A 25446-nucleotide genomic window follows, 5' to 3' on the forward strand; every position below is an offset into this window, starting at 1 on the left:
GCTTTGTTTTCTATGCACTTATCCAGACATCCGACCAGTTACCCTACCCGCTGGCAAGAGATTGCGGCAAAGCTCGAAATGGAGCTGCGCACGCACTACCGCTGCGGAGACTACCTGCCAGCGGAACAGCAGCTTGCTGACCGCTACGAAGTGAACCGCCACACCCTGCGCCGCGCCATTGACCAGCTGGTCGAGCGCGGCTGGGTCCAGCGCCGCCAGGGCGTGGGCGTGCTGGTGCTGATGCGCCCCTTCGACTACCCGCTAAACGCCCAGGCGCGCTTTAGCCAGAACCTGCTGGATCAGGGCAGCCACCCGACCAGTGAAAAGCTGCTCTCGGTATTGCGCCCGGCCTCCAGCCACGTGGCGGACGCGCTGGGCATTCAGGAGGGCGATAACGTCATCCACCTGCGCACGTTGCGCCGGGTGAACGGCGTGGCGGTGTGCCAGATAGACCACTACTTCGCGGACCTCGCCCTCTGGCCCGCGCTCCAGCGTTTCTCCAGCGGCTCGCTGCATGATTTTCTTCAGGATGCGACAGGCATTGCGCTCAAGCGCACCCAGACACGCATCAGCGCCCGTCGCGCGCAGGCGAAAGAGAGCAAGGTTCTCGAAATTCCCAACATGGCTCCGCTGCTCTGCGTACGCACCCTCAACCACCGTGACGGCGAGATCAACGCGACGGAATACTCCGTCAGCTTGACCCGCGCCGACATGATCGAATTCACCATGGAGCACTGAATGCACTTCGACATCGCCACCCGACAGCGCTGGATGCGCGTGCTGGCCCACAGCCAGCCTGCTGCGCTCTCTGCCCGCATGAGCGCCCTTAGCCTGGCACCTGATTACGACCCCCTCCGCGCACCGGAGATTGGCCTGGTACAAATCCAGGCGCGCATGGGCGGCACCGGCGAGCGCTTCTTCGCCGGAGACGCCACCCTCACCCGCGCAGCAATCCGTCTGAACAGCGGCACGCTGGGCTACAGCTACGTGCTGGGGCGCGACAAAGCCCACGCCGAGCGCTGCGCGGTGATCGACGCGCTTTTACAGGAACAGCCGCATTTCCAGACGTTAATGGAAACCCTTATTGCCCCGCTGGAAGCCGACCGCACCGCGCGCATTGCCGCACGTCAGGCCGAAGTGAACACCAGCCGGGTCGACTTCTTTACGCTCGTTCGCGGAGACAACGCATGATGCTTCAACCTGCTTTTACCCTGGCCGTTCAGGATGCCCAACACAGTTTTCGTCGCCTGCTGAAGGCGATGAGCGAGCCGGGCGTGATCGTCTCGCTGCACCAGCTTTCACAGGGCTGGCTGCCGCTGAACCTGGCGACCACCAGCGTGCTGCTGACGCTTGCCGATAACGACACGCCTGTTTGGCTTTCAGGCGCATTATCCAACGATATCGCCAGCCAGAACCTGCGTTTTCACACCAGCGCCCCGCTGGTTGATCAGCCCCAGCAGGCAATCTTTGCCGTGGCCGATGAGCAAATCAGCCATGAACAGCTTAACGCCCTGAGTGAAGGCAGCGCCGTCGCCCCGGAGACCAGCGCCACGCTGATCCTGCAGGTTTCCAGCCTGAGCGGCGGCCGCATGCTGCGCCTGACGGGCGCAGGCATTGCCGAAGAACGCATGGTCGCGCCGCAGCTGCCGGAGTGCATCATTCACGAGCTGACCGAACGCCCGCACCCGTTCCCGCTGGGCATTGACCTGATCCTGACCTGCGGCGAGCGCCTGCTGGCGATCCCGCGGACCACCCACGTGGAGGTGTGCTGATGTACGTTGCCGTCAAAGGGGGCGAAAAAGCGATCGCCGCCGCCCATGCGCTGCAGGCGCACAGACGACGGGGCGATGAACGGCTTCCCGAGCTGAGCGTCGCCCAGATTGAGCAGCAGTTAAACCTCGCCGTCGACCGCGTGATGACCGAGGGCGGCATCGCCGACCGCGAGCTGGCGGCGCTGGCCCTGAAGCAGGCCAGCGGCGATAACGTCGAAGCCATCTTCCTGCTGCGTGCCTACCGCACCACGCTTGCCAAACTGGCGGTGAGCGAGCCGGTTAATACGGCGGAGATGCGCTTAGAACGCCGCATTTCAGCGGTGTACAAAGATATTCCCGGCGGCCAGCGGCTGGGTCCTACCTATGACTACACCCATCGCCTGCTGGATTTCACTCTGCTGGCGAACGGCGAAACACCGCCGCTCAGCACCTCTGACGCCGAACAAGAACCGTCTCCCCATGTCTTCAGCCTGCTGGCCAAACAGGGCCTGGCGAAGGCGGAAGAAGATTCTGGCGCGCAGCCGGATGACATCACCCGCACGCCGCCGGTTTACCCGTGCTCGCGCTCGTCCCGCCTGCAGCAGCTGATGCGCGGCGACGAAGGCTATCTGCTGGCGCTGGCCTACTCCACCCAGCGCGGCTACGGGCGCAACCACCCGTTTGCGGCCGAGATCCGCAGCGGCTATATCGACGTCGAAATCGTGCCGGAAGAGCTGGGTTTTGCGGTAAACGTCGGCGAACTGCTGATGACCGAGTGTGAAATGGTGAACGGTTTTGTCGCGCCCGAAAATGAAGACCCTCACTTTACCCGCGGCTACGGGCTGGTGTTCGGCCTCGGCGAGCGCAAAGCCATGGCAATGGCGCTGGTCGACCGCGCACTCCAGGCACCGGACTACGGCGAGCACATCGCCGGCCCGGCGCAGGACGAAGAGTTCGTGCTGGCCCACGCGGATAACGTTGAGGCCGCCGGTTTTGTCTCGCACCTCAAGCTGCCGCACTACGTCGATTTCCAGGCTGAACTGGAACTGCTGAAACGCCTGCAACGGGAGCGCGACAATGGCTAACTTAAGCGGCTACAACTTTGCCTATCTGGACGAGCAAACCAAACGCATGATCCGCCGCGCGATACTTAAAGCGGTGGCCATTCCGGGCTATCAGGTGCCGTTCGGCGGCCGCGAAATGCCGATGCCCTACGGCTGGGGCACGGGCGGTATTCAGATCACCGCCAGCGTGATCGGCGAGTCTGACGTGCTGAAGGTCATTGACCAGGGTGCCGACGACACCACCAACGCCGTGTCGATCCGCAGCTTCTTCCAGCGCGTAACCGGCGTAAACACCACTGAAAAAACCGAAGACGCGACGCTGATCCAGACCCGTCACCGCATCCCCGAAACCCCGCTGACAGAAGATCAGATTTTGATTTTCCAGGTGCCGATCCCGGAGCCGCTGCGCTTTATCGAGCCGCGCGAAACAGAAACCCGCACCATGCATGCGCTGGAAGAGTACGGGGTGATGCAGGTGAAGCTGTATGAGGATATCGCCCGCTTCGGCCATATCGCCACCACCTACGCCTACCCGGTGAAGGTGAATGGGCGCTACGTCATGGATCCGTCGCCGATCCCGAAATTCGATAACCCGAAGATGGACATGATGCCCGCCCTGCAGCTGTTCGGCGCCGGGCGTGAAAAACGCATCTACGCCGTCCCGCCTTACACCCGCGTGGAAAGTCTCGATTTCGACGATCACCCGTTTACGGTGCAGGAGTGGGACGAGCCGTGCGCCATCTGCGGATCCAAACACAGCTATCTGGACGAAGTGGTGCTGGACGACACGGGCAAACGGATGTTTGTCTGCTCCGACACCGATTACTGCCGCCAACAGAGCGAGGCGAACGGCCAATGAAACCGCTGCTTTCGGTTAATCACCTGACTCACCTTTATGCGCCGGGCAAAGGCTTTAGCGACGTGTCGTTTGAACTCTGGCCGGGGGAAGTGCTGGGGATCGTCGGCGAGTCTGGCTCCGGCAAAACGACGCTGCTGAAGTCCATCTCTGCGCGCCTCGCGCCGCAACACGGTGAGATCCTGTATCAGGGACGCTCCCTCTACGGCATAAGCGAGGCCGAACGCCGTCGCCTGCTGCGCACCGAGTGGGGCGTGGTGCATCAGCACCCGATGGACGGCCTGCGCCGTCAGGTCTCGGCGGGAGGCAACATCGGCGAGCGGCTGATGGCCACCGGCGCGCGCCACTACGGCAACATCCGCGCCACCGCCCAGCACTGGCTGGAGGAGGTGGAAATCCCCGCCTCGCGCATCGCCGACCTGCCGACAACCTTCTCCGGTGGGATGCAGCAGCGTCTGCAGATCGCCCGCAACCTGGTCACGCACCCGAAGCTGGTGTTTATGGATGAACCCACCGGCGGGCTGGACGTCTCCGTGCAGGCCCGCCTGCTCGACCTGCTGCGCGGCCTGGTGGTGGAACTGAACCTGGCGGTGGTGATTGTCACCCATGATTTAGGCGTTGCGCGCCTGCTGGCGGACCGCCTGCTGGTGATGAAGCAGGGTCAGGTGGTGGAAAGTGGGTTAACCGACCGGGTGCTCGACGATCCGCACCATCCGTACACCCAGCTGCTGGTGTCGTCCGTATTGCAGAACTGAGGTTGCTGTTGCCCGGCGGCGCTTCGCTTGCACGGGCCTACGGTTTTGTAGGCCGGGTAAGGCGCAGCCGCCACCCGGCAATGAATCCAGCACCTTCCAGGCCGGGTAAGCGAAGCGCCACCCGGCATCCCGAACCACGAGGTCAACATGATCCGCGTCGAAAACGTCAGTAAAACCTTCGTGCTCCACCAGCAAAACGGCGTGCGCCTGCCGGTGCTGCAAAACGCCTCGTTAGAGGTCAGCAAGGGCGAATGCGTAGTGCTGCACGGCCACTCCGGCAGCGGAAAATCCACCCTGCTGCGCTCCCTGTATGCCAACTACCTGCCGGATGAAGGCCATATCCATATCCGTCACGGCGACGAATGGGTGGATCTGGTGCAGGCCCCGGCGCGCAAGGTGCGGGATGTGCGTCGCACCACCATCGGCTGGGTCAGCCAGTTTTTACGCGTGATCCCGCGCGTCCCGGCGCTGGAGGTGGTGATGCAGCCGCTGCTGGATCTCGGCGTACCGCGTGAAGCCTGCGCCGCCAAAGCAGCCAGTCTGCTGACGCGCCTCAACGTGCCGGAGCGCCTGTGGCACCTCGCCCCGTCGACCTTTTCCGGCGGCGAGCAGCAGCGGGTCAACATCGCCCGCGGCTTTATCGTTGATTACCCGATTTTACTGCTCGATGAACCGACCGCCTCGCTGGATGCGAAAAACAGCGCGGCGGTCATAGAACTGATCGAAGAAGCCAAAGCGCGCGGCGCGGCGATCGTCGGGATCTTCCACGACGACGCGGTGCGGGATCGCGTGGCGGATCGTCTGCATCCGATGGGGATCACCGCATGATCGTTAACAACGTAAAACTGGTGCTGGAAAACGAGGTTGTCGATGGCTCCATTGAGGTTCAGGACGGCGTCATTCGCGCTTTTGCTGAAACCCCGAGCCGCTCCCCGCAGGCAATGGACGGCGAAGGCGGCTGGCTGCTGCCGGGGCTGATCGAGCTGCATACCGACAACATGGACAAGTTCTTCACCCCGCGGCCAAAGGTGGACTGGCCCGCCCATTCGGCGATGAGCAGCCACGACGGGATGATGGTCGCCAGCGGCATCACCACCGTGCTGGACGCGGTAGCCATTGGCGACGTGCGCGACGGTGGCGACCGACTGGAGAATCTGGAGAAGATGATCAACGCCGTGGAGGAGACGCAAAAACGCGGCCTGAATCGCGCCGAGCACCGTCTGCACCTGCGCTGCGAGCTGCCCCATCACACCACCCTGCCGCTGTTCGAGAAGCTGGTGGGCCGCGAGCCGGTGACCCTGGTGTCGCTGATGGATCACTCCCCGGGCCAGCGCCAGTTCGCCAACATCGAAAAGTACCGCGAATACTATCAGGGCAAATATTCCCTCAATGACCAGCAGATGGCGCGCTACGAAGAGGAGCAGCTGGCCCTTGCGGCGCGGTGGACGCAGCCCAATCGTCAGGCCATTGCCGCCCTGTGCCGGGAGCGCAATATCGCTCTCGCCAGCCACGACGACGCCACCGCCGATCATGTGCTCGAATCCCGGCAGCTTGGCAGCGTCATCGCCGAATTTCCCACCACGTTTGAAGCAGCAGAAGCCTCCCGCCAGCACGGCATGAACGTTCTAATGGGCGCGCCAAATATCGTGCGCGGCGGCTCGCACTCCGGCAACGTGGCGGCAAGCACGCTCGCCTCGCTTGGCCTGCTGGATATCCTGTCGTCCGACTACTACCCCGCCAGCCTGCTGGATGCGGCATTCCGGGTGGCGGACGATGCGGGCAACGGTTTTACCCTGCCGCAGGCGATCCGTCTGGTGACGAAAAACCCGGCGCAGGCGCTGAACCTGCACGATCGCGGAGTGATTGGCGAAGGCAAGCGGGCGGACCTGGTGCTGGCGCACCGCAAAGGCGAGCATATTCATATCGACCACGTCTGGCGTCAGGGAAAACGGGTGTTCTGATGGGAAGAGTGATCTGGTTAATGGGGCCTTCGGGCTCCGGAAAGGACAGCCTGCTGGCGGCGTTGCGCCAGCAGACCCACCCGCAGCTGCTGGTGGCGCATCGCTACATCACCCGCCCCGCCAGCGCCGGGAGTGAAAACCATATCGCCCTCAGCGAGCCGGAGTTTTTCACCCGCGCGGGGCAGCAACTGTTTGCCCTGAGCTGGCACGCTAACGGCTATTATTATGGGGTGGGTCTGGAGATCGACCTCTGGCTGCACGCCGGATTTGACGTGGTGGTCAACGGTTCGCGCGCCCACCTTCCCCAGGCGCAGGCGCGCTATGCAAAGGCGCTGCTGCCGATCTGCCTGCAGGTGTCGCCCGACATCCTGCGGAGCCGACTGCAAAGCCGTGGCCGGGAGAGCGCCAGAGAGATCGACCAGCGGCTGGCGCGCGCCGCCCGCTATACCCCGTCCGACTGCCCTGTCCTCAATAACGACGGCAGTTTGTGCCAGTCCGTGGATAACCTGCTGTCCCTGATCCACCAGAAGGAGAAAAACCATGCCTGAGTGTGAGTTGCGTCCCGCCACCGCGGAGGACGTTGACGCCGTCTATGGCCTTATTTGTGAGTTAAAACAGGCGGAGCTTGACCGGTCAGCGTTTCATGCCGGATACGCGGCCAATCTGCAGGATCACAATATGCGCTACCAGCTGGCCGAGCAGGAGGGGCACATCATCGGCATGATCGGCCTGCATATGCAGTTTCACCTGCATCACGCCAACTGGATCGGCGAGATCCAGGAGCTGGTGGTGATGCCGCAGGCGCGCGGACTCCGGGTGGGCAGCCAGCTGCTGGCCTGGGCCGAAGAGGAGGCCCGCCACGCCGGAGCGGAGATGACCGAACTCTCCACCAGCGTTAAGCGCCTCGACGCGCACCGCTTTTATCTTCGTGAAGGGTACACCCGGAGCCATTTCCGCTTTACCAAACCGCTGTAAGGGGGCGCGATGAGTCTGACCATAACCTTAACAGGAACCGGTGGTGCCCAGCTGGTGCCCGCCTTTGGCTGTGACTGTCCGGCCTGCCGCCGGGCGCGTTTGCAGGCGGACTATCGTCGTCGCCCCTGCAGCGCGGTGGTCAAATTCAACGACGCGGTGACGCTGCTGGATGCAGGGATCCCGCACCTGATGGACGACTGGCCGGCGGGCAGTTTTCAGCAGATTTTACTCACCCACTACCATATGGATCACGTCCAGGGGCTGTTCCCCCTGCGCTGGGGCGTGGGGGCGACCATTCCGGTCTACGGCCCGCCGGACGAACTCGGCTGCGACGACCTGTTTAAACACCCGGGCATTCTCGACTTTAGCCACACCCTGGAGCCCTTTGTGGTGTTTGAACTGCAGGGCCTGCGGGTCACGCCGCTGCCGCTTAACCATTCAAAGCTGACCTTTGGCTATCTGCTGGAGAGCGCCCACAGCCGGGTGGCCTGGCTGTCGGACACCGCCGGGCTGCCGGACAAAACGGTGAAGTTTCTGCTCAACAACCAACCGCAGGCAATGGTGATTGACTGCAGCCACGAACCGCGCGACGAGACGCCGCGAAACCATTGCGATTTAAATACCGTGATTGCGCTGAATCAGGTGATTGGCTGCCCGCAGGTGATCCTGACCCATATCAGCCATCAGTTTGACGTGTGGATGATGGACAACCCGCTGCCAGAGGCGTTCGAGGCGGGGTATGACGGGATGGTGCTGGTGCTGGACTGAGGTTTTGCCGGGTGGCGGCTACGCCTTACCCGGCCTACGGTTCGCGGCCATTTGTCGGCCCGTGCAAGCGAAGCGCCGCCGGGCGTTACCGCCGATCGTAATCGTCCTCTAAACGCCGTTCGTCCTCTTCAAGGCGACGCCGGTCTTCGTCCAGCTGGCGCTGGCGCTCATCTAACCGCTGGCGTCGGTCCTCAAGCTGTCTGCGGCGATCGTCATACTGGCGGCTGTCGCTGCTGCGACGGCTCTCTTCGTAGCGATCGTCGTCGGAATTGCGATTACTGCTGTTGGGGTTATAGGCATCATTGATGGCCTGCTGAATATTGCCGATCGCATCGTCAACGATGTCGGCATGCGCCAGCTGGCTGGTTAAAGAGAGCAGACCAAATAACAGAGCGGTAGAGGTACGTTTCATAAAGCCAGTCTCGCAGGATAAGCTGGCTTTACGGTAATCAACGGCAGTCAGAGCGAGTAGCGGAGGAATCTCAAATGTTAACCGCTTTTTGCAGCGCCTGCGCCAGCTGCCCCCGGGTGAACGGCTTACGCAGCAGCTCCACCTCGGGCAGCTGCGGGTTGTGCGCCGGACGCAGATCCTGGCCGCTCATCAGCAGCACCGGAAGATGCGGGTAATGCTGGCGCACGTGCTGGATCACCTCCGCGCCGCTCAGATTGCCGGGCAGCATTAAATCACTGATGAACATCCCGATATCCGCAGAGGCGTCCAGCATCTGCAGCGCCTGCTCGCCGGTTTCGGCCTCCAGCGTCAGGTAGCCCAGCTGGTGAAGCTGTTCGCACAGCGTCTGCCGGACGTCGGTCTGGTCGTCCAGGACCAGCACCAGCCGGTCGCCCGGCGGCGAGCTGGTGGTTGCCCCGGCTTCCGGGGAGGGTACCGCCTGCAGGGTGGCGCGCGGCAGATGCAGCCGCACGGTGGTACCCTGGCCGGGGGCACTTTCGATCTCCACCCGCCCGCCGGACTGGCGCACGAAGCCGTAGACCATCGACAGCCCCAGACCGCTGCCGCTGCCGGTCTGTTTGGTGGTGAAGAAGGGTTCAAAGACCTGGGATTTGATCGCCTGCGACATCCCGGCGCCGTGGTCGATCACCTCCAGCGCCACCATGTCCTGCTTACGCCCGTCGCTGCGGGTGACGCGCTGGTTCCAGGTGCGAATTTTAATGGTTCCGCTGTGCCCTTCCATCGCATCGCGGGCGTTCATCACCAGGTTGATGATGGCGTTCTCCAGCTGGCCAACGTCAATCCACGCCGGCCATGCCGGGGTCTGCGCTTCGATATCCAGCGCCATCGTGGCGGGCAGGGAGTGGCGCATCAGCTCGGCCAGGTTCTCCAGCAGGGGCTTCATCTCCACCGCGTGCGGGTTGAGGGACTGCTTGCGGGAGAAGGCCAGCAGGCGCTGGGTCAGCAAGGCCCCGCGTTCGGCGGCCTTCAGCGCGCGGCCAATGCGCGGGGCATCCGGCGAGTGGGGATCGGCCAGCTCCAGGCTGCCGATGATCACCGCCAGCAGGTTGTTGAAATCATGCGCCAGTCCGCCCGTCAGCTGCCCGACCGCCTTCATCTTCTGGCTGTGCAGCAGCGCCTCTTCCAGCCCCTGACGCTCGATGCGGTCGATCTCCATCTGCGAGGTCTTCTCCTTCAGCAGCCGGGTGGTGTGCTCCAGCGAGGCGGTATTACGGGCAAAAACGTTAAACGCCCGCGCCAGCTCGCCCAGCTCATCCCGGCGCTGCAGCGCAGGCACCGACACATCCTGCTCGCCGTGGGCCAGCCGCGACATCGCCCGGGAGATAGCGGTCAGGTTGGTGCCCAGATTGCGGTAGATATACCAGCAGGCAAAGGCGGTAATGATCAGCGCCAGCACCGCAAACAGAGTGATAAAGATGCTGATGGAGCGCAGCTCCTGATGGCTCTCGGCGGTGCGCAGCTGTGAGGCCTGCGCTACCTGCTCCACGTAGCGGTTGATATCGCTGTTTAAAATCGCCACCAGCGCCTTGATGTGGAACATATACCAGCTGATCGCCAGATCGCTCTGTTCAAGCTGCCCGGAGAGCGGGCCGAGCTTGTTCAGCTCAGCGTTGAAATCGGGCAGGACGAAGTTCACCACCGGCTGGGCGGCCTGGCGGGGCAGCATCCCCGTCACCGTCTGCAGCTGCTGAAGGGTGGCGCGCGGCGAGGGGGTTTCGATGGCGGCGACGATCAGCCGGTCCATCTCGCTGAGCAGCCGGGCGTCAGGCAGGTTGCTGGCATAGCGGCGGTTGATGTCCTGCAAATGGCGGAGATAGCTCTGGCTCTGGTAGAGCGCGCTGAGCAGGGCGTTACGCTCCAGGTGGCGTCGCTGCCCGCGCTCCAGCATCCCGGTCACGCTTCGCTGAAGCTCGTTGCTGCGCTGGATGATCCGCGCCACCAGCCCCGGCTCCTGCTGCGCCAGCGGCGCGTCGGCAAGCTGCTCCAGCGCGTGGCCCAGCGCCGTCTGGGTCTGTTTCAGGCGGTTGGCTTCGTCTTTATACTCCAGCGCCCCCACCACCTGGGACAGCCGCACCGCTGCCGTCGCCACGTTGGCGGTTTCCCGCGCCAGGTTCATGCTGCCGGTCATGTCGTCGAGGGTCTGGCGCTGCACCTGCTCCTGGAGTTGGCTGGCATGGCGAAAGCCCAGCACCGCCACGCCGCTAACCATTAAGGTCACCGCCACCACCAGCAGATTGAAGATCAGCAGGCGGCCACGGGCGCTGGCGAAGAAGGGGGGACGGCGTGAGGGCATAATGGCTCCGTGGCGTAACTGTGATCCACATTAACTATTCATAACTATGACAAATATGAACGACTTCTGACATTTTGCATTTACCGGGGTGTGATGAAGTGCGGATATCGAACGTCACAGGAGATCCGCCATGAGCAGAACCCCGGTTTTAGAGATGCGTAACATTGCCAAAACCTTTGGCAACTTCCACGCGCTGAAGGGTGTGGATCTGACGGTCTTCCCCGGTGAGATCCACGCTTTAATGGGTGAAAACGGTGCCGGAAAAAGCACCCTGATGAAAATCCTCGCCGGGGCCTATATCGCCACCGGCGGCGAGATCCTGATCGACGGCAAGCCGTTTCACATCAAAGGCCCGAAAGACGCTCTGGCGGCGGGCATCACCCTGATCTATCAGGAGATGCAGCTCGCCCCCAACCTCACCGTGGCCGAGAACATCTTCCTCGGCAGCGAGCTGTCGCGCGGCGGGCTGGTTCAGCGCAAAGAGATGGCGGCCCAGGCCCAGGCGGTGATCGATCGCCTCGGCGCCAACTTCAAAGCCACCGATCTGGTGATGAAGCTGACCATCGCCGAGCAGCAGCAGGTGGAGATTGCCCGCGCCCTGCACCGCAACAGCCGCATCCTGGTGATGGATGAACCCACCGCCGCCCTCTCCTCCCGGGAAACCCACCGTCTGTTCGAGCTGATTCTGCGCCTGCGCGACGAAGGGATGGCGATTATCTATATCAGCCACCGCATGGCCGAAGTCTATGAACTGTCGGATCGCGTCAGCGTGCTGCGTGACGGCCAGTACGTCGGCAGCCTGACCCGCGACAAGCTGAACGCCTCTGAGCTGGTGCGGATGATGGTCGGGCGGCCGCTGAGCGATCTGTTCAACAAAGAGCGCGATATCCCGCTCGGCAGCCCGCGCCTTAACGTCCATCACCTGACCGACGGCGGCAAAGTACAGCCCTGCAGCCTGCAGGTGCGCTCCGGTGAAATCGTCGGCCTCGCCGGGCTGGTGGGGGCCGGACGTTCCGAGCTGGCGCAGCTGATTTTCGGCGTGCGCAAGGCCACCGGCGGGATGATTGAGGTGGATGGCGAGCCGGTGGTGATCCACTCCCCGCGCGCCGCCATCGACCACGGGATCGGCTTTTTAACCGAGAACCGTAAGGAGCAGGGGCTGTTCCTCGAGCTGGCGGCACAGGAGAACATCACCATGGCGACGCTTGAGCGCGACGCCAGTTTCGGCATGCTGAACCGCAAAAAAGCCCAGTCGATCTCCGATGACGCCATCGCCCTGCTCAATATCCGCGTGCCGCACTCTCAGGTGCGGGCAGGCGGGCTCTCCGGCGGCAACCAGCAAAAGCTGCTGATCTCCCGCTGGGTGGCGATTGGCCCGCGGATCCTGATCCTCGACGAGCCGACCCGCGGCGTGGACGTCGGGGCCAAAAGCGAGATCTACCGGATCATGAACCAGATGGCGCGCAAAGGGGTGGCGATCCTGATGATCTCCAGCGAACTGCCGGAAGTGGTCGGCATGAGCGATCGCGTGTACGTGATGCGCGAGGGGAGCATTGCCGGGGAACTCCATCGGGCCGATATCACACAAGAAAACATCATGACGCTGGCGACCGGCGTTAACGACTCTCACCATCGGGCGGTATAACCATGACGCAACCAAACACTCCGCAACAGGTGGCCAAAGCGGCCTCCGCCAAAAAAATGCTGATGGGCGATCTGATGCAAACCATCGGTATCCTGCCGATATTGATCCTGATTGTCGCGGTATTTGGCTTTATCGCGCCGAACTTCTTTACCGAAAGCAACCTGCTGAACATTACCCGCCAGGCGTCGATCAACATCGTGCTGGCGGCGGGGATGACCTTCATTATTTTGACAGGCGGCATCGACCTGTCGGTGGGCTCGATTCTCGGCACCACCGCGGTGGCGGCGATGGTGGTCTCGCTGATGCCGGAGCTGTCGATGCTCTCGGTACCGGCGGCACTGATGCTCGGTATGGTGCTGGGGCTGTTCAACGGGGCGCTGGTGGCCTTTGCCGGACTGCCGCCCTTTATCGTCACGCTCGGCACCTATACGGCGCTGCGCGGGGCGGCCTACCTGCTGGCGGACGGCACCACGGTGATCAACTCCAGCATCAGCTTTGAATGGATCGGCAATAACTACCTCGGGCCGGTGCCGTGGCTGGTGGTGATCGCCCTGGCGGTGATTGTGGTCTGCTGGTTCATCCTGCGCCGCACCACCCTCGGGGTTCATATCTACGCGGTGGGCGGCAACATGCAGGCCGCGCGCTTAACGGGCATCAAGGTCTGGATGGTGCTGCTGTTTGTCTACGGCATGAGCGGCCTGCTCTCGGGCCTCGGCGGGGTGATGAGCGCATCCAGGCTCTACAGCGCCAACGGCAACCTCGGCACCGGCTATGAGCTGGACGCTATCGCGGCGGTGATCCTTGGCGGCACCAGCTTTGTCGGCGGGATCGGCACCATCACCGGTACGCTGGTGGGGGCGCTAATCATCGCCACCCTTAACAACGGCATGACGCTGATGGGCGTCTCCTATTTCTGGCAACTGGTGATCAAAGGGGCGGTGATCATCATTGCGGTACTGATCGACAAATACCGTACCCGACACCATCAAAGTGCATAACAACAATATTTCCCTAAATCATTCTGGTCGCAGGAAGGCGGCAAGTGAGTGAATCCCGATGAGCTTACTGTAGTAAGTGATTCGGGTGAATGAGCGCAGCCAACGCATCTGCGGCCAGAAGGATGACGGGAAACCCTACATAACGAGGAAGTAAAGTATGCGTTTAAAACCTCTTGTTACCGCGCTCTGTGCTGGCGCACTGCTTGCAGCAAGCCCGTTTGTTCAGGCCAAAGAGCTGAAGTCCATCGGCGTGACGGTGGGCGATCTGGCGAACCCGTTCTTTGTCCAGATCACCAAGGGGGCGGAGCTCGAAGCGCGCAAACTGGCCGGGGATAACGTGAAAGTGACGCTGGTCTCCAGCGGCTACGATCTCGGCCAGCAGGTTTCTCAGATTGACAACTTTATCGCCGCCAAAGTCGATATGATCATTCTCAACGCCGCCGACTCGAAAGGCATCGGCCCGGCGGTGAAGCGCGCGAAAGACGCCGGGATCGTGGTGGTGGCGGTTGACGTGGCGGCAGAGGGGGCCGATGCCACCATCACCTCCGATAACACCCAGGCCGGTGAGATGGCCTGTAAGCTGATCACCGATCGCCTGAAAGGTAAAGGCAACGTGGTGATCATCAACGGACCACCGGTCTCTGCGGTGCAAAACCGGGTAGAAGGCTGTAAGACAGAATTTAAAAAGCATCCGGATATCAAAGTGCTTTCCGATAACCAGAACGCCAAAGGCAGCCGTGACGGCGGGCTGGAGGTGATGACCTCCCTGCTGGCGGCCAATCCGAAGATCGACGGCGTGTTCGCCATCAACGATCCAACGGGGATCGGTGCCGATCTGGCGGCAAAACAGGCGCAACGTAACGAGTTCTTTATCGTCGGCGTCGATGGCTCGCCGGATGCGGAAGAGGCGCTGAAGCGGGAAAATTCCCTGTTTATCGCCACTCCGGCACAGGATCCGCAGGTTATGGCGGCAAAAGCGGTGGAGATCGGCTATGACATTCTACAGGGCAAACCCGCGCCGAAAGAGCCGGTGCTGATCCCGGTGACGATGATCGATAAGAGCAACGTCGGCAATTATAAGGGCTGGACGGTTAAGTAAGATCGGCGCAGAGCCCCCGATGGGGCTCTGCGCATCACTCAAGGAGTCCACATGAAACGCTCCGAAATTAACGAGATCCTCGGCCACACACGACAGTTTTTCTCCATGCACGATGTGCATCTGCCCCCCTTTGCCAGTTTTCCCCCTACCCGCTGGCAGCAGCTTGATGCCGACGCCTGGCAGGAAGTGTTCGACCTGCGGCTCGGCTGGGACGTGACCGCTTTCGGCGGGGATAACTTTGCGGCACAGGGCTTAACCCTCTTTGCCCTGCGCAACGGCTCTCCCGGCGGCAAGCCGTGGGACAAATGCTACGCCGAGAAGATCATGCACGTGCGCGAGGGCCAGGTGACGCCCCTGCACTTTCACTGGCGCAAGCGCGAGGACATCATCAACCGCGGCGGCGGCAATCTGATTGTCGAGCTGTGGAACGCTGATGAAGATGAGCAGAAAGAGGATGGCGATATCCAGGTCGCCATCGACGGATGCCAGCAGACCCACGTGGCGGGCAGCCATATCCGCCTCGCGCCGGGGGAGAGCATCTGCCTGCCGCCCGGGCTGTACCACAGTTTCTGGGGTGAAAAGGGCTTTGGTGACGTGCTGGTGGGTGAGGTCTCCTCTGTGAATGACGACGAGACGGACAACCACTTCCTGCAACCTACCGCCCGCTATAACAACATCGACGAAGACGAACCGGCCGTGCTGGTCTTATGCAATGAGTACAGCCTGTTTCGCCTGTAAGGAGTGATCATGCCGCTTATCTCTCTCGCCGACGGGCTGGCGCACGCCCGGGAGCATCGTTACGCCCTGGGCGCCTTTAACGTTCTCGACTCTCACTTCCTGCGGGCGCTGTTTGCCGCCGCCCGTCAGGAGAATTCGCCTTTTATCATCAACATTGCCGAAGTGCATTTTAAGTATGTGTCGCTCGACTCGCTGGTGGAGGCGGTTAAATTCGAAGCCGCACGGCACGATATTCCGGTGGTGCTGAATCTCGATCACGGCCTGCATTTCGAGGCGGTGGTGCGGGCGCTGCGCCTGGGATTCAGCTCGGTGATGTTCGACGGCTCCACGCTGAGCTACGAGGAGAACATCCGCCAGACGCGGGAAGTGGTGAAGATGTGCCACGCGGTGGGCGTGTCGGTGGAGGCGGAACTCGGGGCCGTGGGCGGCGATGAGGGCGGTGCCCTGTACGGCCATGCTGACGAAGCCTTTTTCACCGACCCTGGGCTTGCACGGGAGTTTGTCGACCAGACCGGCATCGACGCGCTGGCGGTGGCCATCGGCAATGCCCACGGCAAGTACAAGGGCGAGCCGAAGCTTGATTTCGCCCGCCTGGATGCCATCCGCCAGCAAACCGGCCTGCCGCTGGTGCTGCATGGCGGGTCCGGGATCAGCGACGCCGATTTCCGTCGCGCTATTGAGCTTGGGATCCACAAGATTAACTTCTACACCGGCATGTCCCAGGCGGCGCTGGCGGAGGTGGAGCGGCGGATGGCCAACCGACAGCCGCTGTACGATGAGTTTGCCGAACTGCTGCTGGGCATCGAAGGGGCGATCACCGATACCGTGGCCGCCCAGATGCGCATCTTTGGCAGCGCGGGGTACGCCTGATGGAACGCCGGGGCATTATCGCCGCGGGCAATATGCTGGTGGATCACGTCCACCAGATTGTGCAGTGGCCGGAGCGCGGCTGGCTGGCGGAGATCACCCACAGCGAGCGCGCCACCGGCGGTGCGCCGCTCAACGTGCTGCTCACCCTGGCGAAAATGCATGCCGGCCTCCCGCTACAGGCGGTGGGGCTGGTGGGGGATGACCACGACGGGGATTACATTCTCGCCATGCTCGACCAGTATCACGTCAACCGCCAGCGGGTGCAGCGCACCACCTTTGCCCCCACGTCTATGTCGCAGGTGATGACCGATCCCAGCGGCCAGCGCACCTTTTTCCACTCCCCGGGGGCCAACCGGCTGCTGGATCTCCCTGCCTTCGACCGGCTGGATCACAGCCTGAAGATCTTCCATCTGGGCTATCTCCTGCTGCTGGACAGCCTGGATATGCCGGACGAGGCGTACGGCACCCGCAGCGCGCGGCTGCTGGCGCAGATGCGCGAGCTGGGCTTTCAGACCTCCCTCGACCTGGTGTCGCGCAAGGGGGATCCGCGCTATCAGCCGCTGGTACTCCCTGCCCTGCGCCATCTCGACTACCTGGTGATCAACGAGCTGGAGGCCGGCGAGTTCAGCGGCCTGCCGATGCGCGATGATCAGGATGCGCCGGTAATCGCTAATATTGCCGCGGCGGCGGCGGAGCTGCTGGCGGCAGGGGTGAAGGCGCGGGTGGTGATCCACTGTCCGGAGGGGGCCTGGGGGCAGGAGCCGGATCGCGAAGGGTGCTGGATCCCCTCGTGGCGGCTGACCCGGCAGGAGATTGTCGGCAGCGTCGGGGCGGGCGATGCCTTCTGCGCCGGTTTTTTGTACGGCTGCCACGAATCGCTGCCGCTGGCGGAGAGCATCCGGATGGCGCACGCCTGCGCGCGGGCCAGCCTGCTGGCGGCCAACGCCATCGACGGGGCAAAAACCCTGGCGGAGCTACAGCTGTTCATTCAGGAGAACCCGCTGGCCTAAGCCGCCCTGTCGCCATGCTGCACGTCGGCGGCAAAGACATAGCCCAGCCCGCGGATGGTTTTAATCAGCAGCGGCTGATGGGGGTTGATTTCGATTTTGCGGCGCAGACGCATGATCAATACGTCAATGGTGCGGTCGAACACCTCCGCGCTTTCACTGTGGGTCAGCTCCAGCAGCTGCTCCCGGCTCAGCACCCGCCGGGCGTTCTGCGTCAGGGCCAGCAGTAAACCGTACTCGCCCTGAGTCAGGGGGACCACGCCGCGCTGCGCGTCAATCAGCTCACAGCGGGTGGTATCCAGCGTCCAGCCGTTAAAGCCGATCCCGGCCGCCCGTGCCACCACCGGCTCTGCCGCAAGGGCGCCGGTACGGCGCAGCACGGCTTTGACCCGCGCCACCACCACCCGGGGGTTGAAAGGTTTGCCGATGTAGTCGTCAGCCCCCATCTCAAGCCCCACCACCACGTCCGACTCACTGCCAAGGCCGGTAAGCATGATCACCGGCAGCTCCGGGCGCTGCTTTTGCAACTGCTGAAGCACCTGCAAGCCGTTGATATCCGGCAGCATCATATCCAGCAACACCAGCGCGATCTCCGGTGCCTGCTGCGCCAGCCGCAGGGCATCCTGGCCGTTGTGGCACACATGGACGGTGAAGACGTGCTCGTTGAGCACATCCTGCAACAGTTCGCAGACCGCGGTGTCGTCATCGACCACCAGAATTGCTGGTTTCATTACCGGATTCCATCAGGGAGATAGAGATCAGTCTGGCCCATTCTGTGCAAGGCTCCAGCCAAAACGCCCGTGGCGTGACAAATCTTCAACCGCTGTCGCAATTTTTACCCTTTGCCTGCTTTTCGTCAGGATTTTGACCAGGATTCGCCCGTAAAGTCAGGGTAATTCCACAATAAGAATGTGGCATAGAAGCTGCATACTACTTCAACACCTCAACCTCACTGGATAACTGGAGCGAGACCGATGAAAAACGTCATCACGGTGTGCCCCTATTGCGCATCAGGATGCAAAATCAACCTGGTGGTCGATAACGGCAGCATCGTCCGGGCGGAGGCTGCCGCGGGAAAAACCAACCAGGGCACGCTGTGCCTGAAGGGCTATTACGGCTGGGATTTTATCAACGACACGCAGATCCTCACTCCCCGGCTGAAAACCCCGATGATCCGGCGCGTTCGCGGCGGCAGGCTGGAGGCGGTCTCCTGGGATGAGGCGCTGGACTATGTCGCCCGCCGCCTCAGCGACATTAAGGCGCAGCACGGTCCGGATGCGATCCAGACCACCGGCTCCTCGCGCGGCACCGGGAATGAAACCAACTACATCATGCAAAAATTTGCCCGCGCGGTGATTGGTACTAACAACGTCGACTGCTGCGCCCGCGTCTGACACGGCCCCTCGGTTGCAGGTCTGCACCAGTCGGTCGGCAATGGCGCGATGAGTAACGCCATCAACGAGATTGATGACACCGATCTGGTGTTTATTTTCGGCTATAACCCGGCGGATTCGCACCCCATCGTGGCGAACCATATTCTGCGCGCGAAGCAGAACGGGGCAAAGATCATCGTCTGCGATCCACGGCGCATCGAAACCGCGCGCATTGCCGATATGCATATCGCGCTGCGAAACGGGTCGAACATCGCCCTGCTCAATGCCATCGGCCATGTGATTATTACGGAGCAGCTCTACGATCGGGCCTTCGTCGCCACGCGTACGGAGGGCTTTGAGGCGTACCGGCAGATAGTCGAACGCTACACGCCGGAGTCGGTCGAGGCCATCACCGGCGTCAGCGCGCGGGAGATCCGCCAGGCGGCGCGGCTGTATGCCGGGGCGAAAACGGCCACCCTGCTGTGGGGAATGGGCGTGACCCAGTTCTGGCAGGGGGTGGAGACCGTGCGCGCGCTGACCAGCCTCGCCATGCTGACCGGCAACCTCGGTAAAGCCCACGTCGGGGTCAATCCGGTGCGCGGGCAGAATAACGTGCAGGGGGCCTGCGACATGGGGGCGCTACCGGATACTTATCCGGGCTACCAGTTTGTTAAGCACCCGGAAAACCGTGAGAAATTCGCCAGAGCCTGGGGCGTGGAGAGTCTTCCGGCGCGCCCCGGCTACCGTATCAGCGAGCTGCCGCACCGCGTGGCCCACAAAGAGGTGCGGGCGGCGTACATCATGGGCGAAGATCCGCTCCAGACCGATGCCGAACTGTCGGCGGTGCGTCAGGCGTTTGCGGATCTCGAGCTGGTGATTGTCCAGGATATCTTTATGACCAAAACCGCGGCGGTGGCGGACGTTGTCCTGCCCGCTACCTCCTGGGGCGAGCATGAAGGGGTCTACACCGCCGCCGACCGCGGCTTCCAGCGCTTCTTTAAGGCCGTCGAGCCGAAGTGGGATCTGAAAACCGACTGGCAGATCATCAGCGAGATTGCGACCCGGATGGGTTATCCGATGCACTACGACAACACGCAGCAAATCTGGGATGAGCTGCGCCAGCTGTGTCCAGGTTTTAAAGGCGCGACCTACGAGAAGATGGGCGAGCTGGGCTACATCCAGTGGCCGTGCCGGGACGAGTCGGCGGAGGATCGGGGCACCTCGTACCTGTTTGCGGACAAATTCGATACTCCAAACGGGCTGGCGCAGTTCTTCACCTGCGACTGGATGGCACCCATGGACACCTTGTCGCCAGAGTATCCGATGGTGCTTTCTACCGTGCGCGAAGTGGGCCACTACTCCTGCCGCTCGATGACCGGCAACTGTGCGGCGCTGTCGGCGCTGGCCGATGAGCCCGGCTATGCGCAGATTAACACCGGGGATGCCAAACGGCTGGGCATTGAAGATGAGGCGCTGGTGTGGGTCACTTCGCGCAAAGGCCGGGTCATCACCCGTGCGCAGGTGAGCGATCGGCCAAACGTCGGGGCGGTGTACATGACCTATCAGTGGTGGATCGGGGCCTGCAACGAGCTGGTGACGGAAAACCTGAGCCCGATAACCAAAACGCCAGAATATAAATATTGTGCCGTGCGCGTCGAGCCGATAGCGGACCAGGCCGCCGCCGAACAATATGTTATCGATGAATATACTCAGCTGAAAAATCATTTACGCGAAACGGCCAGGGGCTAACCGGTAAATAACGGAACAGCGATTAAAAGGGGGTGAATCATTCACTCCCTTTTTTATTAGCGATATATAAATTTAAAAAGTGCATATTATTTTGCGAGCAGCATTCCAGAGAAATGTAATTTCTCACAAAATGAATTAGATCTTTTCTTTTGAGTTCATAGGGATAAGATTATCGGCGGGTGCTTAAGGCTTTCTGTCTTGAGCATAAATTGAGGGACAGAAAGTGAAAAACCCCGGAAATGTTTCCATTAACCGGGGCTATCCCTCAACCACTCACAAGTTGAGGATAGCCCCTTATTCTTTTATTAGCAAGGAGTAAAGGGCATGACGCCATTAAAAACCGTGTCAGGCATAATCGTTATTATTTGCTTGACCATAGTGATATTCGCCTTTATTAATCGCGGCACGTTATGCGAATTCACAATAAAGAGCGAACAACTTGAAGTGGCGGCTAAATTAGCCTGCGCGGCAGGCTAACGTCAGCGGGCGGGGAAACCCGTCCGGCTTGTGGGGAGTGGAGGTCTTAACGCACCCATTTTTTTCTTCTCTTCCCACGCTTATACTGCCCCTTATCTACCCCTACGAAAATAACGCATGAAACCTCTTTATCTGTTGTTGATCCTTTTTTCCTCCCTGGTGGGTGCCGAGGAGATTGGCAGCCAGTATCTGAAGCAGGCTGAGGCGGGCGACAGCCGGGCTCAGTATTATCTTGCCGAAACCTGGTACAGCTCCGGTGATGATAAACAGGCCGAAATCTGGGCCGAAAAATCAGCCAAAAATGGCGACGTGGATGCCATGGCGCTGCTGTCGCAAATCAAGTTGAAGCACGGCGATCTGGTTCAGGCCAAAGGGCTGGCGCAGCAGGCCACCGTGGCGGGCAGCTCGCCGGGTGCGGTGATGCTGGCGCGGTTGCTGGTCAATACCCGGGCCGGGAAAACCGACTACCCGCAGGCGCTGAGCTTGCTGCATAAAGTGGCAGAAAATACCGAGGATGACGCCGCCGTTGATGCCCAGCTGCTGCTGGGGCTGATCTACGCCAACGGCGTGGAGGTGGCGCAGGATGATGTGCAGGCCGCCCGGTGGTTTAAACAGAGCTCCACCCTCTCCCGTACGGGTTACGCGGAATACTGGGCGGGCAAGGTGTTTCAGCAGGGCGAAGACGGGTTTATCACCCCGAATAAACAGAAGGCGCTGTACTGGTTAAATCTGAGCTGTAGCGAAGGCTTTGATACCGGATGCGAAGAGTTTGAGGCGCTGAGCGGGGAGTAGTGCGGTCTGCGTGCCGGGGGCGCTTCGCTTGCCCGGCCCACAGGTCCGTAGGCCGGGTAAGCGATAGCGCCACCCGGCTTTTTATTTTACTGGTCCGCCGTCTTATCGAAACGGCCCAGCACCTCGCGTTCATACGCCAGGGCTTTCTTACGGTCGAACTTGTGTTCCCACTTGGCAATCACCAGCACCGCCAGGGCATTACCCACCACGTTCAGCGCGGTACGCGCCATGTCGAGGATACGGTCAACACCGGCGATAAACGCCAGCCCTTCCAGCGGAATCCCCACGCTACCCAGGGTCGCCAGCAGCACCACAAAGGAGACGCCCGGCACGCCGGCAATCCCTTTTGACGTCACCATCAGCGTCAGCACCAGCACGATCTCCTGCCACAGGGAGAGATCGATACCGTACAGCTGGGCAATAAAGATCGCCGCAATACTCTGGTACAGCGTGGAGCCGTCGAGGTTAAACGAGTAACCGGTCGGCACCACGAAGCTGGTGATCGACGCAGGGGCCCCGTAGGCTTCCATCTTCTCAATAATTCGCGGCAGCACGCTCTCGGAGCTGGCGGTGGAGTACGCCAGAATCAGCTCGTCTTTCAGGATACGGATCAGGATCCAGATGCTCAGACCACACATCCGCGCCACCAGCCCCAGCACCACCAGGGCGAAGAACAGGATGGCGAAGTGCACCAGCAGCACCAGCTTCGCCAGCGGCCACAGGGAGGCAAAACCGAAGTTCGCCACCGTCACCGCGATCAGCGCGAACACCCCGACCGGCGCATAGCGCATCACCATGTGGGTCACTTTGAACATGGTTTCGGAGATAGAGCGGAACACGGTCACCAGCGGTTCACGGTGCGTCGCTGGCAGGGACGAGAGCCCCAGACCAAAGAGCACGGAGAAGAAGATGATCGGCAGCATCTCGCCCTTCGCCATCGACGCCACGATATTGGTCGGCACCAGCGACAGGATAGTTCCCATCAGGCCATGAGCATGGCTTTGCACATCTGCGGTCGTGCTTTGGTATTTCGAAATATCCACCGTCGCCAGCTGCGACATATCAATGCCCGCGCCAGGCTGGAACACATTCGCCAGCGTGATGCCGAGAATAATGGCTACCGTAGTGATCACTTCGAAATAAAGGATGGTTTTTGCGCCGATGCGGCCGAGCTGCTTCGCGTCACCCACTCCGGCAATCCCGACCACCAGCGTCGAGATAACAATCGGCACCACAATCATCTTGATCAGATGAATAAAGATATCACCGGCAGGCGACAGTAAGTTGGCGATCAGCCATTCCCGGCTGTCACTGTGATAATGCAGATAACTACCCAGCAAGATACCCAGCACAAGGGCCAGCAAAATTTGCCAGGCCAGGCTGACTTTCAAATTTTTCATAACAACAGACTTCCTCAATGAAGTGTTCGTACTCGTAAAACGGCGGGGACGACACATACTGAAAGGGTATGAATTGTGTTGCGTTCATTTATGGGGTTTTTTAACGCGCGGTATCAGTACCATTTGCACGGCATGCTGCGCAAGCCTTTAAGAACGAGGCATTTGACTGACAAATGGCGTTATCACGCTAATTTGTATCAGTCATGATAAATAACCTTTTGTTATAAAAACGCTTTTTTATCCATAAATGCAAATAATCTGCACGGGTAATTATTTTTCTTCTAAGTGTCATTTGCTCACTTTTCGAACGCCTTAATTTTTGCGTGATCTGTCGCCCAAATAGTAAACAAAGGTTCCAAAGCCCCTACAATTAACGTTTTTGCGACATATTATTAACATTCTACAAGGAGAACAAAAACCATGAGCCAGGTCCATAAACACGACATTCCCGCAAATATTGCGGACCGCTGCCTGATTAACCCGGAGCAGTACCAGGAGAAGTATCAACTGTCTATTACCAACCCTGACGCCTTCTGGGGCGAGCAGGGCAAAATCCTTGACTGGATCACCCCGTATCAGACGGTCAAGAACACCTCTTTTGCGCCGGGCAACGTCTCTATTAAATGGTATGAAGACGGCACCCTGAACCTCGCCGCCAACTGCCTGGATCGCCACCTCGCCGAGCGCGGCGATCAGACGGCCATTATCTGGGAGGGCGATGACGCGTCCCAGAGCAAAAATATCACCTACCGCGAACTGCACCGCGATGTCTGCCGCTTTGCCAACGTACTGCTGGCTCAGGGCATCAAAAAAGGCGACGTGGTGGCTATCTATATGCCGATGGTGCCGGAAGCGGCCGTGGCAATGCTGGCCTGTGCCCGCATCGGTGCCGTGCACTCGGTGATTTTCGGCGGCTTCTCGCCGGAAGCGGTGGCCGGACGCATCATCGACTCCAGTTCCAAACTGGTGATCACTGCCGACGAAGGCGTACGTGCGGGCCGTGCCGTTCCGCTGAAAAAGAACGTCGACGACGCCCTGAATAACCCGAACGTAAACAGCGTTAAGAGCGTGATTGTGCTGAAGCGCACCGGCAACGCCATTGCATGGCATGAGGGGCGTGACCTGTGGTGGAGCGATCTGATCGAGCAGGCCAGCGACCAGCACCAGCCGGAAGCGATGAACGCGGAAGATCCGCTGTTTATCCTTTATACCTCCGGCTCTACCGGCAAGCCGAAGGGCGTGCTGCACACCACCGGCGGCTATCTGGTCTATGCCGCGACCACCTTCAAGTATGTCTTTGATTATCACCAGGGCGATATCTACTGGTGTACCGCCGACGTGGGCTGGGTCACCGGTCACAGCTACCTGCTGTACGGCCCGCTGGCATGCGGTGCTACTACGCTGATGTTCGAAGGGGTGCCGAACTGGCCGACCCCGGCGCGCATGAGCCAGGTGGTGGACAAGCATCAGGTCAATATTCTCTATACGGCGCCGACCGCAATTCGCGCGCTGATGGCGGAGGGCGACAAGGCTATCGAAGGGACCGACCGCTCCTCACTGCGCATCCTCGGATCCGTGGGCGAGCCGATCAACCCGGAAGCCTGGGAGTGGTACTGGAAGAAGATCGGTAACGAGAAGTGCCCGGTGGTCGACACCTGGTGGCAGACCGAAACCGGTGGGTTCATGATCACCCCGTTGCCGGGTGCTACCCAGCTGAAAGCCGGCTCCGCGACCCGACCGTTCTTTGGCGTCCAGCCTGCGCTGGTGGATAACGAAGGTAACCCGCTGGACGGGGCCACCGAGGGCAACCTGGTGATCACTGACTCCTGGCCGGGCCAGGCGCGCACCCTGTTTGGCGATCACGATCGCTTCGAGCAGACCTACTTCTCCACCTTCAAAAACATGTACTTCAGCGGCGACGGCGCGCGCCGTGATGAAGACGGTTACTACTGGATCACCGGTCGCGTGGACGACGTGCTTAACGTTTCAGGCCACCGTCTGGGGACCGCCGAGATCGAGTCGGCGCTGGTGTCGCATCCGAAGATTGCCGAAGCGGCGGTTGTGGGCATTCCACACAGCATCAAAGGCCAGGCGATCTACGCCTACGTTACCCTGAACCATGGCGAAGAGCCGTCCCCGGAGCTCTATACCGAGGTGCGTAACTGGGTGCGTAAAGAGATTGGCCCGCTTGCCACTCCGGATGTACTGCACTGGACCGACTCGCTGCCGAAAACCCGCTCCGGCAAGATCATGCGCCGCATTCTGCGCAAAATCGCCGCGGGTGATACCAGCAACTTAGGCGATACCTCGACGCTCGCCGATCCTGGCGTGGTAGACAAACTGCTCGAAGAGAAGCAGGCCATCGCCATGCCATCGTAATACCCTCACCCTAACCCTCTCCCT

General features: G+C 61.0%; 25 protein-coding genes. 21 read left to right on the forward strand and 4 right to left on the reverse strand.

The genetic code is table 11. The features are described 5' to 3' along the window. The first annotated feature begins 12 nt into the window (after positions 1-12). From phnF to phnP, 11 genes are all read left to right on the forward strand, one after another. Positions 13-738 carry a phosphonate metabolism transcriptional regulator PhnF gene (gene phnF, locus WFO70_RS19335; RefSeq protein ID WP_337018491.1) on the forward strand — a complete coding sequence of 242 codons (726 nt, stop codon included), beginning with the start codon at positions 13-15 and terminating at the stop codon, positions 736-738. Further along, positions 739-1191 carry a phosphonate C-P lyase system protein PhnG gene (phnG, locus tag WFO70_RS19340; RefSeq protein WP_303569607.1) on the forward strand — a complete coding sequence of 151 codons (453 nt, stop codon included), beginning with the start codon at positions 739-741 and terminating at the stop codon, positions 1189-1191. Beyond that, positions 1188-1772 (forward strand): phosphonate C-P lyase system protein PhnH, encoded by a 585-nt coding sequence (phnH, locus tag WFO70_RS19345; RefSeq protein ID WP_337018495.1) that lies wholly within the window; start codon positions 1188-1190, stop codon positions 1770-1772. The genes phnG and phnH overlap by 4 nt, the downstream gene beginning before the upstream one ends. Then, complete coding sequence (locus WFO70_RS19350; protein WP_337018497.1) at positions 1772-2836, forward strand: carbon-phosphorus lyase complex subunit PhnI; 1065 nt, start codon at positions 1772-1774, stop codon at positions 2834-2836. The genes phnH and WFO70_RS19350 overlap by 1 nt, the downstream gene beginning before the upstream one ends. Further along, complete coding sequence (gene phnJ, locus WFO70_RS19355; RefSeq protein WP_029740231.1) at positions 2829-3674, forward strand: alpha-D-ribose 1-methylphosphonate 5-phosphate C-P-lyase PhnJ; 846 nt, start codon at positions 2829-2831, stop codon at positions 3672-3674. Before WFO70_RS19350 ends, phnJ begins: the two co-directional genes overlap by 8 nt. Further along, entirely contained in the window at positions 3671-4426 is a 756-nt protein-coding gene (gene phnK, locus WFO70_RS19360) for a phosphonate C-P lyase system protein PhnK (RefSeq protein ID WP_337018499.1), read from the forward strand. Before phnJ ends, phnK begins: the two co-directional genes overlap by 4 nt. Positions 4427-4573: 147 nt before the next feature. Continuing rightward, positions 4574-5254, forward strand: a complete 681-nt coding sequence (gene phnL, locus WFO70_RS19365) for a phosphonate C-P lyase system protein PhnL (RefSeq protein WP_337018500.1) — start codon at positions 4574-4576, stop codon at positions 5252-5254. Next, complete coding sequence (phnM, locus tag WFO70_RS19370) at positions 5251-6387, forward strand: alpha-D-ribose 1-methylphosphonate 5-triphosphate diphosphatase (RefSeq protein ID WP_337018502.1); 1137 nt, start codon at positions 5251-5253, stop codon at positions 6385-6387. Before phnL ends, phnM begins: the two co-directional genes overlap by 4 nt. Continuing rightward, positions 6384-6935: a ribose 1,5-bisphosphokinase gene (phnN, locus tag WFO70_RS19375; RefSeq protein WP_337018628.1), complete on the forward strand. Its 552-nt coding sequence runs from the start codon at positions 6384-6386 to the stop codon at positions 6933-6935. Before phnM ends, phnN begins: the two co-directional genes overlap by 4 nt. Continuing rightward, the gene (gene phnO / locus WFO70_RS19380) at positions 6928-7362 is read left to right on the forward strand and encodes an aminoalkylphosphonate N-acetyltransferase (RefSeq protein WP_337018504.1); all 435 of its coding nucleotides are present in this window, start codon (positions 6928-6930) and stop codon (positions 7360-7362) included. Before phnN ends, phnO begins: the two co-directional genes overlap by 8 nt. Before the next feature lie 9 nt (positions 7363-7371). After that, positions 7372-8130 (forward strand): phosphonate metabolism protein PhnP, encoded by a 759-nt coding sequence (phnP, locus tag WFO70_RS19385; protein WP_337018506.1) that lies wholly within the window; start codon positions 7372-7374, stop codon positions 8128-8130. Positions 8131-8215: 85 nt separating this feature from the next. On the opposite strand, the gene yjdP is transcribed toward phnP, so the two are convergent. Together yjdP and WFO70_RS19395 are read right to left on the reverse strand one after the other, a co-directional pair. After that, complete coding sequence (yjdP, locus tag WFO70_RS19390) at positions 8216-8542, reverse strand: DDRRRQL repeat protein YjdP (protein WP_337018508.1); 327 nt, start codon at positions 8540-8542, stop codon at positions 8216-8218. 70 nt (positions 8543-8612) lie between these two features. Then, positions 8613-10895, reverse strand: coding sequence for an ATP-binding protein (locus WFO70_RS19395; protein WP_337018510.1), 2283 nt, complete (start codon positions 10893-10895; stop codon positions 8613-8615). Positions 10896-11025: 130 nt separating this feature from the next. Here WFO70_RS19395 and WFO70_RS19400 point away from each other — a divergent pair, with 130 nt between their 5' ends. The 6 genes from WFO70_RS19400 (at position 11026) to WFO70_RS19425 (ending at position 17255) form a co-directional block, all read left to right on the forward strand. Next, positions 11026-12540 (forward strand): sugar ABC transporter ATP-binding protein, encoded by a 1515-nt coding sequence (locus WFO70_RS19400; RefSeq protein WP_337018512.1) that lies wholly within the window; start codon positions 11026-11028, stop codon positions 12538-12540. A gap of 2 nt (positions 12541-12542) precedes the next feature. Next, entirely contained in the window at positions 12543-13538 is a 996-nt protein-coding gene (locus WFO70_RS19405; RefSeq protein WP_156262707.1) for an ABC transporter permease subunit, read from the forward strand. 157 nt (positions 13539-13695) lie between these two features. After that, entirely contained in the window at positions 13696-14637 is a 942-nt protein-coding gene (locus WFO70_RS19410; RefSeq protein ID WP_337018515.1) for an ABC transporter substrate-binding protein, read from the forward strand. Positions 14638-14688: 51 nt separating this feature from the next. Further along, positions 14689-15375, forward strand: a complete 687-nt coding sequence (locus WFO70_RS19415; protein WP_337018517.1) for a D-lyxose/D-mannose isomerase — start codon at positions 14689-14691, stop codon at positions 15373-15375. A gap of 9 nt (positions 15376-15384) precedes the next feature. Further along, on the forward strand, positions 15385-16245 hold the full coding sequence (locus WFO70_RS19420; protein WP_337018519.1) for a ketose 1,6-bisphosphate aldolase: 861 nt from the start codon (positions 15385-15387) through the stop codon (positions 16243-16245). Beyond that, positions 16242-17255: a carbohydrate kinase family protein gene (locus WFO70_RS19425; RefSeq protein WP_337018630.1), complete on the forward strand. Its 1014-nt coding sequence runs from the start codon at positions 16242-16244 to the stop codon at positions 17253-17255. Before WFO70_RS19420 ends, WFO70_RS19425 begins: the two co-directional genes overlap by 4 nt. Here WFO70_RS19425 and WFO70_RS19430 read toward each other — a convergent pair. After that, complete coding sequence (locus WFO70_RS19430; RefSeq protein WP_337018521.1) at positions 17252-17983, reverse strand: response regulator transcription factor; 732 nt, start codon at positions 17981-17983, stop codon at positions 17252-17254. The genes WFO70_RS19425 and WFO70_RS19430 overlap by 4 nt on opposite strands. A 243-nt stretch (positions 17984-18226) precedes the next feature. Here WFO70_RS19430 and fdhF point away from each other — a divergent pair, with 243 nt between their 5' ends. The 3 genes from fdhF to WFO70_RS19445 all read left to right on the forward strand — a co-directional run bounded on the left by fdhF (position 18227) and on the right by WFO70_RS19445 (position 21643). Beyond that, positions 18227-20374 (forward strand): formate dehydrogenase subunit alpha, encoded by a 2148-nt coding sequence (fdhF, locus tag WFO70_RS19435; protein ID WP_337018522.1) that lies wholly within the window; start codon positions 18227-18229, stop codon positions 20372-20374. 324 nt (positions 20375-20698) lie between these two features. Then, positions 20699-20851, forward strand: coding sequence for a Hok/Gef family protein (locus tag WFO70_RS19440; RefSeq protein WP_337018524.1), 153 nt, complete (start codon positions 20699-20701; stop codon positions 20849-20851). A 117-nt stretch (positions 20852-20968) separates the two neighbouring features. Further along, positions 20969-21643: a tetratricopeptide repeat protein gene (locus WFO70_RS19445; protein WP_337018526.1), complete on the forward strand. Its 675-nt coding sequence runs from the start codon at positions 20969-20971 to the stop codon at positions 21641-21643. Positions 21644-21729: 86 nt separating this feature from the next. Here the strand turns inward: WFO70_RS19445 and gltP are convergent, their stop codons facing one another. Then, on the reverse strand, positions 21730-23043 hold the full coding sequence (gene gltP / locus WFO70_RS19450) for a glutamate/aspartate:proton symporter GltP (RefSeq protein ID WP_337018528.1): 1314 nt from the start codon (positions 23041-23043) through the stop codon (positions 21730-21732). 420 nt (positions 23044-23463) lie between these two features. Here gltP and acs point away from each other — a divergent pair, with 420 nt between their 5' ends. After that, positions 23464-25422: an acetate--CoA ligase gene (gene acs / locus WFO70_RS19455; RefSeq protein ID WP_337018530.1), complete on the forward strand. Its 1959-nt coding sequence runs from the start codon at positions 23464-23466 to the stop codon at positions 25420-25422. Positions 25423-25446 lie beyond the last annotated feature (24 nt).

This window comes from Leclercia sp. AS011 (assembly GCF_037152535.1).
Classification (GTDB): Bacteria; Pseudomonadota; Gammaproteobacteria; order Enterobacterales; family Enterobacteriaceae; genus Enterobacter.

What these genes read in the sequence shown, in the direction of transcription:
- phnF (WP_337018491.1), top strand. Translation starts at nt 13, where the DNA reads ATGCACTTATCCAGACATCCGACCAGTTACCCTACCCGCTGGCAAGAG.
- phnG (WP_303569607.1), top strand. Translation starts at nt 739, where the DNA reads ATGCACTTCGACATCGCCACCCGACAGCGCTGGATGCGCGTGCTGGCC.
- phnH (WP_337018495.1), top strand. Translation starts at nt 1,188, where the DNA reads ATGATGCTTCAACCTGCTTTTACCCTGGCCGTTCAGGATGCCCAACAC.
- WFO70_RS19350 (WP_337018497.1), top strand. Translation starts at nt 1,772, where the DNA reads ATGTACGTTGCCGTCAAAGGGGGCGAAAAAGCGATCGCCGCCGCCCAT.
- phnJ (WP_029740231.1), top strand. Translation starts at nt 2,829, where the DNA reads ATGGCTAACTTAAGCGGCTACAACTTTGCCTATCTGGACGAGCAAACC.
- phnK (WP_337018499.1), top strand. Translation starts at nt 3,671, where the DNA reads ATGAAACCGCTGCTTTCGGTTAATCACCTGACTCACCTTTATGCGCCG.
- phnL (WP_337018500.1), top strand. Translation starts at nt 4,574, where the DNA reads ATGATCCGCGTCGAAAACGTCAGTAAAACCTTCGTGCTCCACCAGCAA.
- phnM (WP_337018502.1), top strand. Translation starts at nt 5,251, where the DNA reads ATGATCGTTAACAACGTAAAACTGGTGCTGGAAAACGAGGTTGTCGAT.
- phnO (WP_337018504.1), top strand. Translation starts at nt 6,928, where the DNA reads ATGCCTGAGTGTGAGTTGCGTCCCGCCACCGCGGAGGACGTTGACGCC.
- phnP (WP_337018506.1), top strand. Translation starts at nt 7,372, where the DNA reads ATGAGTCTGACCATAACCTTAACAGGAACCGGTGGTGCCCAGCTGGTG.
- yjdP (WP_337018508.1), bottom strand. Translation starts at nt 8,542, where the DNA reads ATGAAACGTACCTCTACCGCTCTGTTATTTGGTCTGCTCTCTTTAACC.
- WFO70_RS19395 (WP_337018510.1), bottom strand. Translation starts at nt 10,895, where the DNA reads ATGCCCTCACGCCGTCCCCCCTTCTTCGCCAGCGCCCGTGGCCGCCTG.
- WFO70_RS19400 (WP_337018512.1), top strand. Translation starts at nt 11,026, where the DNA reads ATGAGCAGAACCCCGGTTTTAGAGATGCGTAACATTGCCAAAACCTTT.
- WFO70_RS19405 (WP_156262707.1), top strand. Translation starts at nt 12,543, where the DNA reads ATGACGCAACCAAACACTCCGCAACAGGTGGCCAAAGCGGCCTCCGCC.
- WFO70_RS19410 (WP_337018515.1), top strand. Translation starts at nt 13,696, where the DNA reads ATGCGTTTAAAACCTCTTGTTACCGCGCTCTGTGCTGGCGCACTGCTT.
- WFO70_RS19415 (WP_337018517.1), top strand. Translation starts at nt 14,689, where the DNA reads ATGAAACGCTCCGAAATTAACGAGATCCTCGGCCACACACGACAGTTT.
- WFO70_RS19420 (WP_337018519.1), top strand. Translation starts at nt 15,385, where the DNA reads ATGCCGCTTATCTCTCTCGCCGACGGGCTGGCGCACGCCCGGGAGCAT.
- WFO70_RS19430 (WP_337018521.1), bottom strand. Translation starts at nt 17,983, where the DNA reads ATGAAACCAGCAATTCTGGTGGTCGATGACGACACCGCGGTCTGCGAA.
- WFO70_RS19440 (WP_337018524.1), top strand. Translation starts at nt 20,699, where the DNA reads ATGACGCCATTAAAAACCGTGTCAGGCATAATCGTTATTATTTGCTTG.
- WFO70_RS19445 (WP_337018526.1), top strand. Translation starts at nt 20,969, where the DNA reads ATGAAACCTCTTTATCTGTTGTTGATCCTTTTTTCCTCCCTGGTGGGT.
- gltP (WP_337018528.1), bottom strand. Translation starts at nt 23,043, where the DNA reads ATGAAAAATTTGAAAGTCAGCCTGGCCTGGCAAATTTTGCTGGCCCTT.
- acs (WP_337018530.1), top strand. Translation starts at nt 23,464, where the DNA reads ATGAGCCAGGTCCATAAACACGACATTCCCGCAAATATTGCGGACCGC.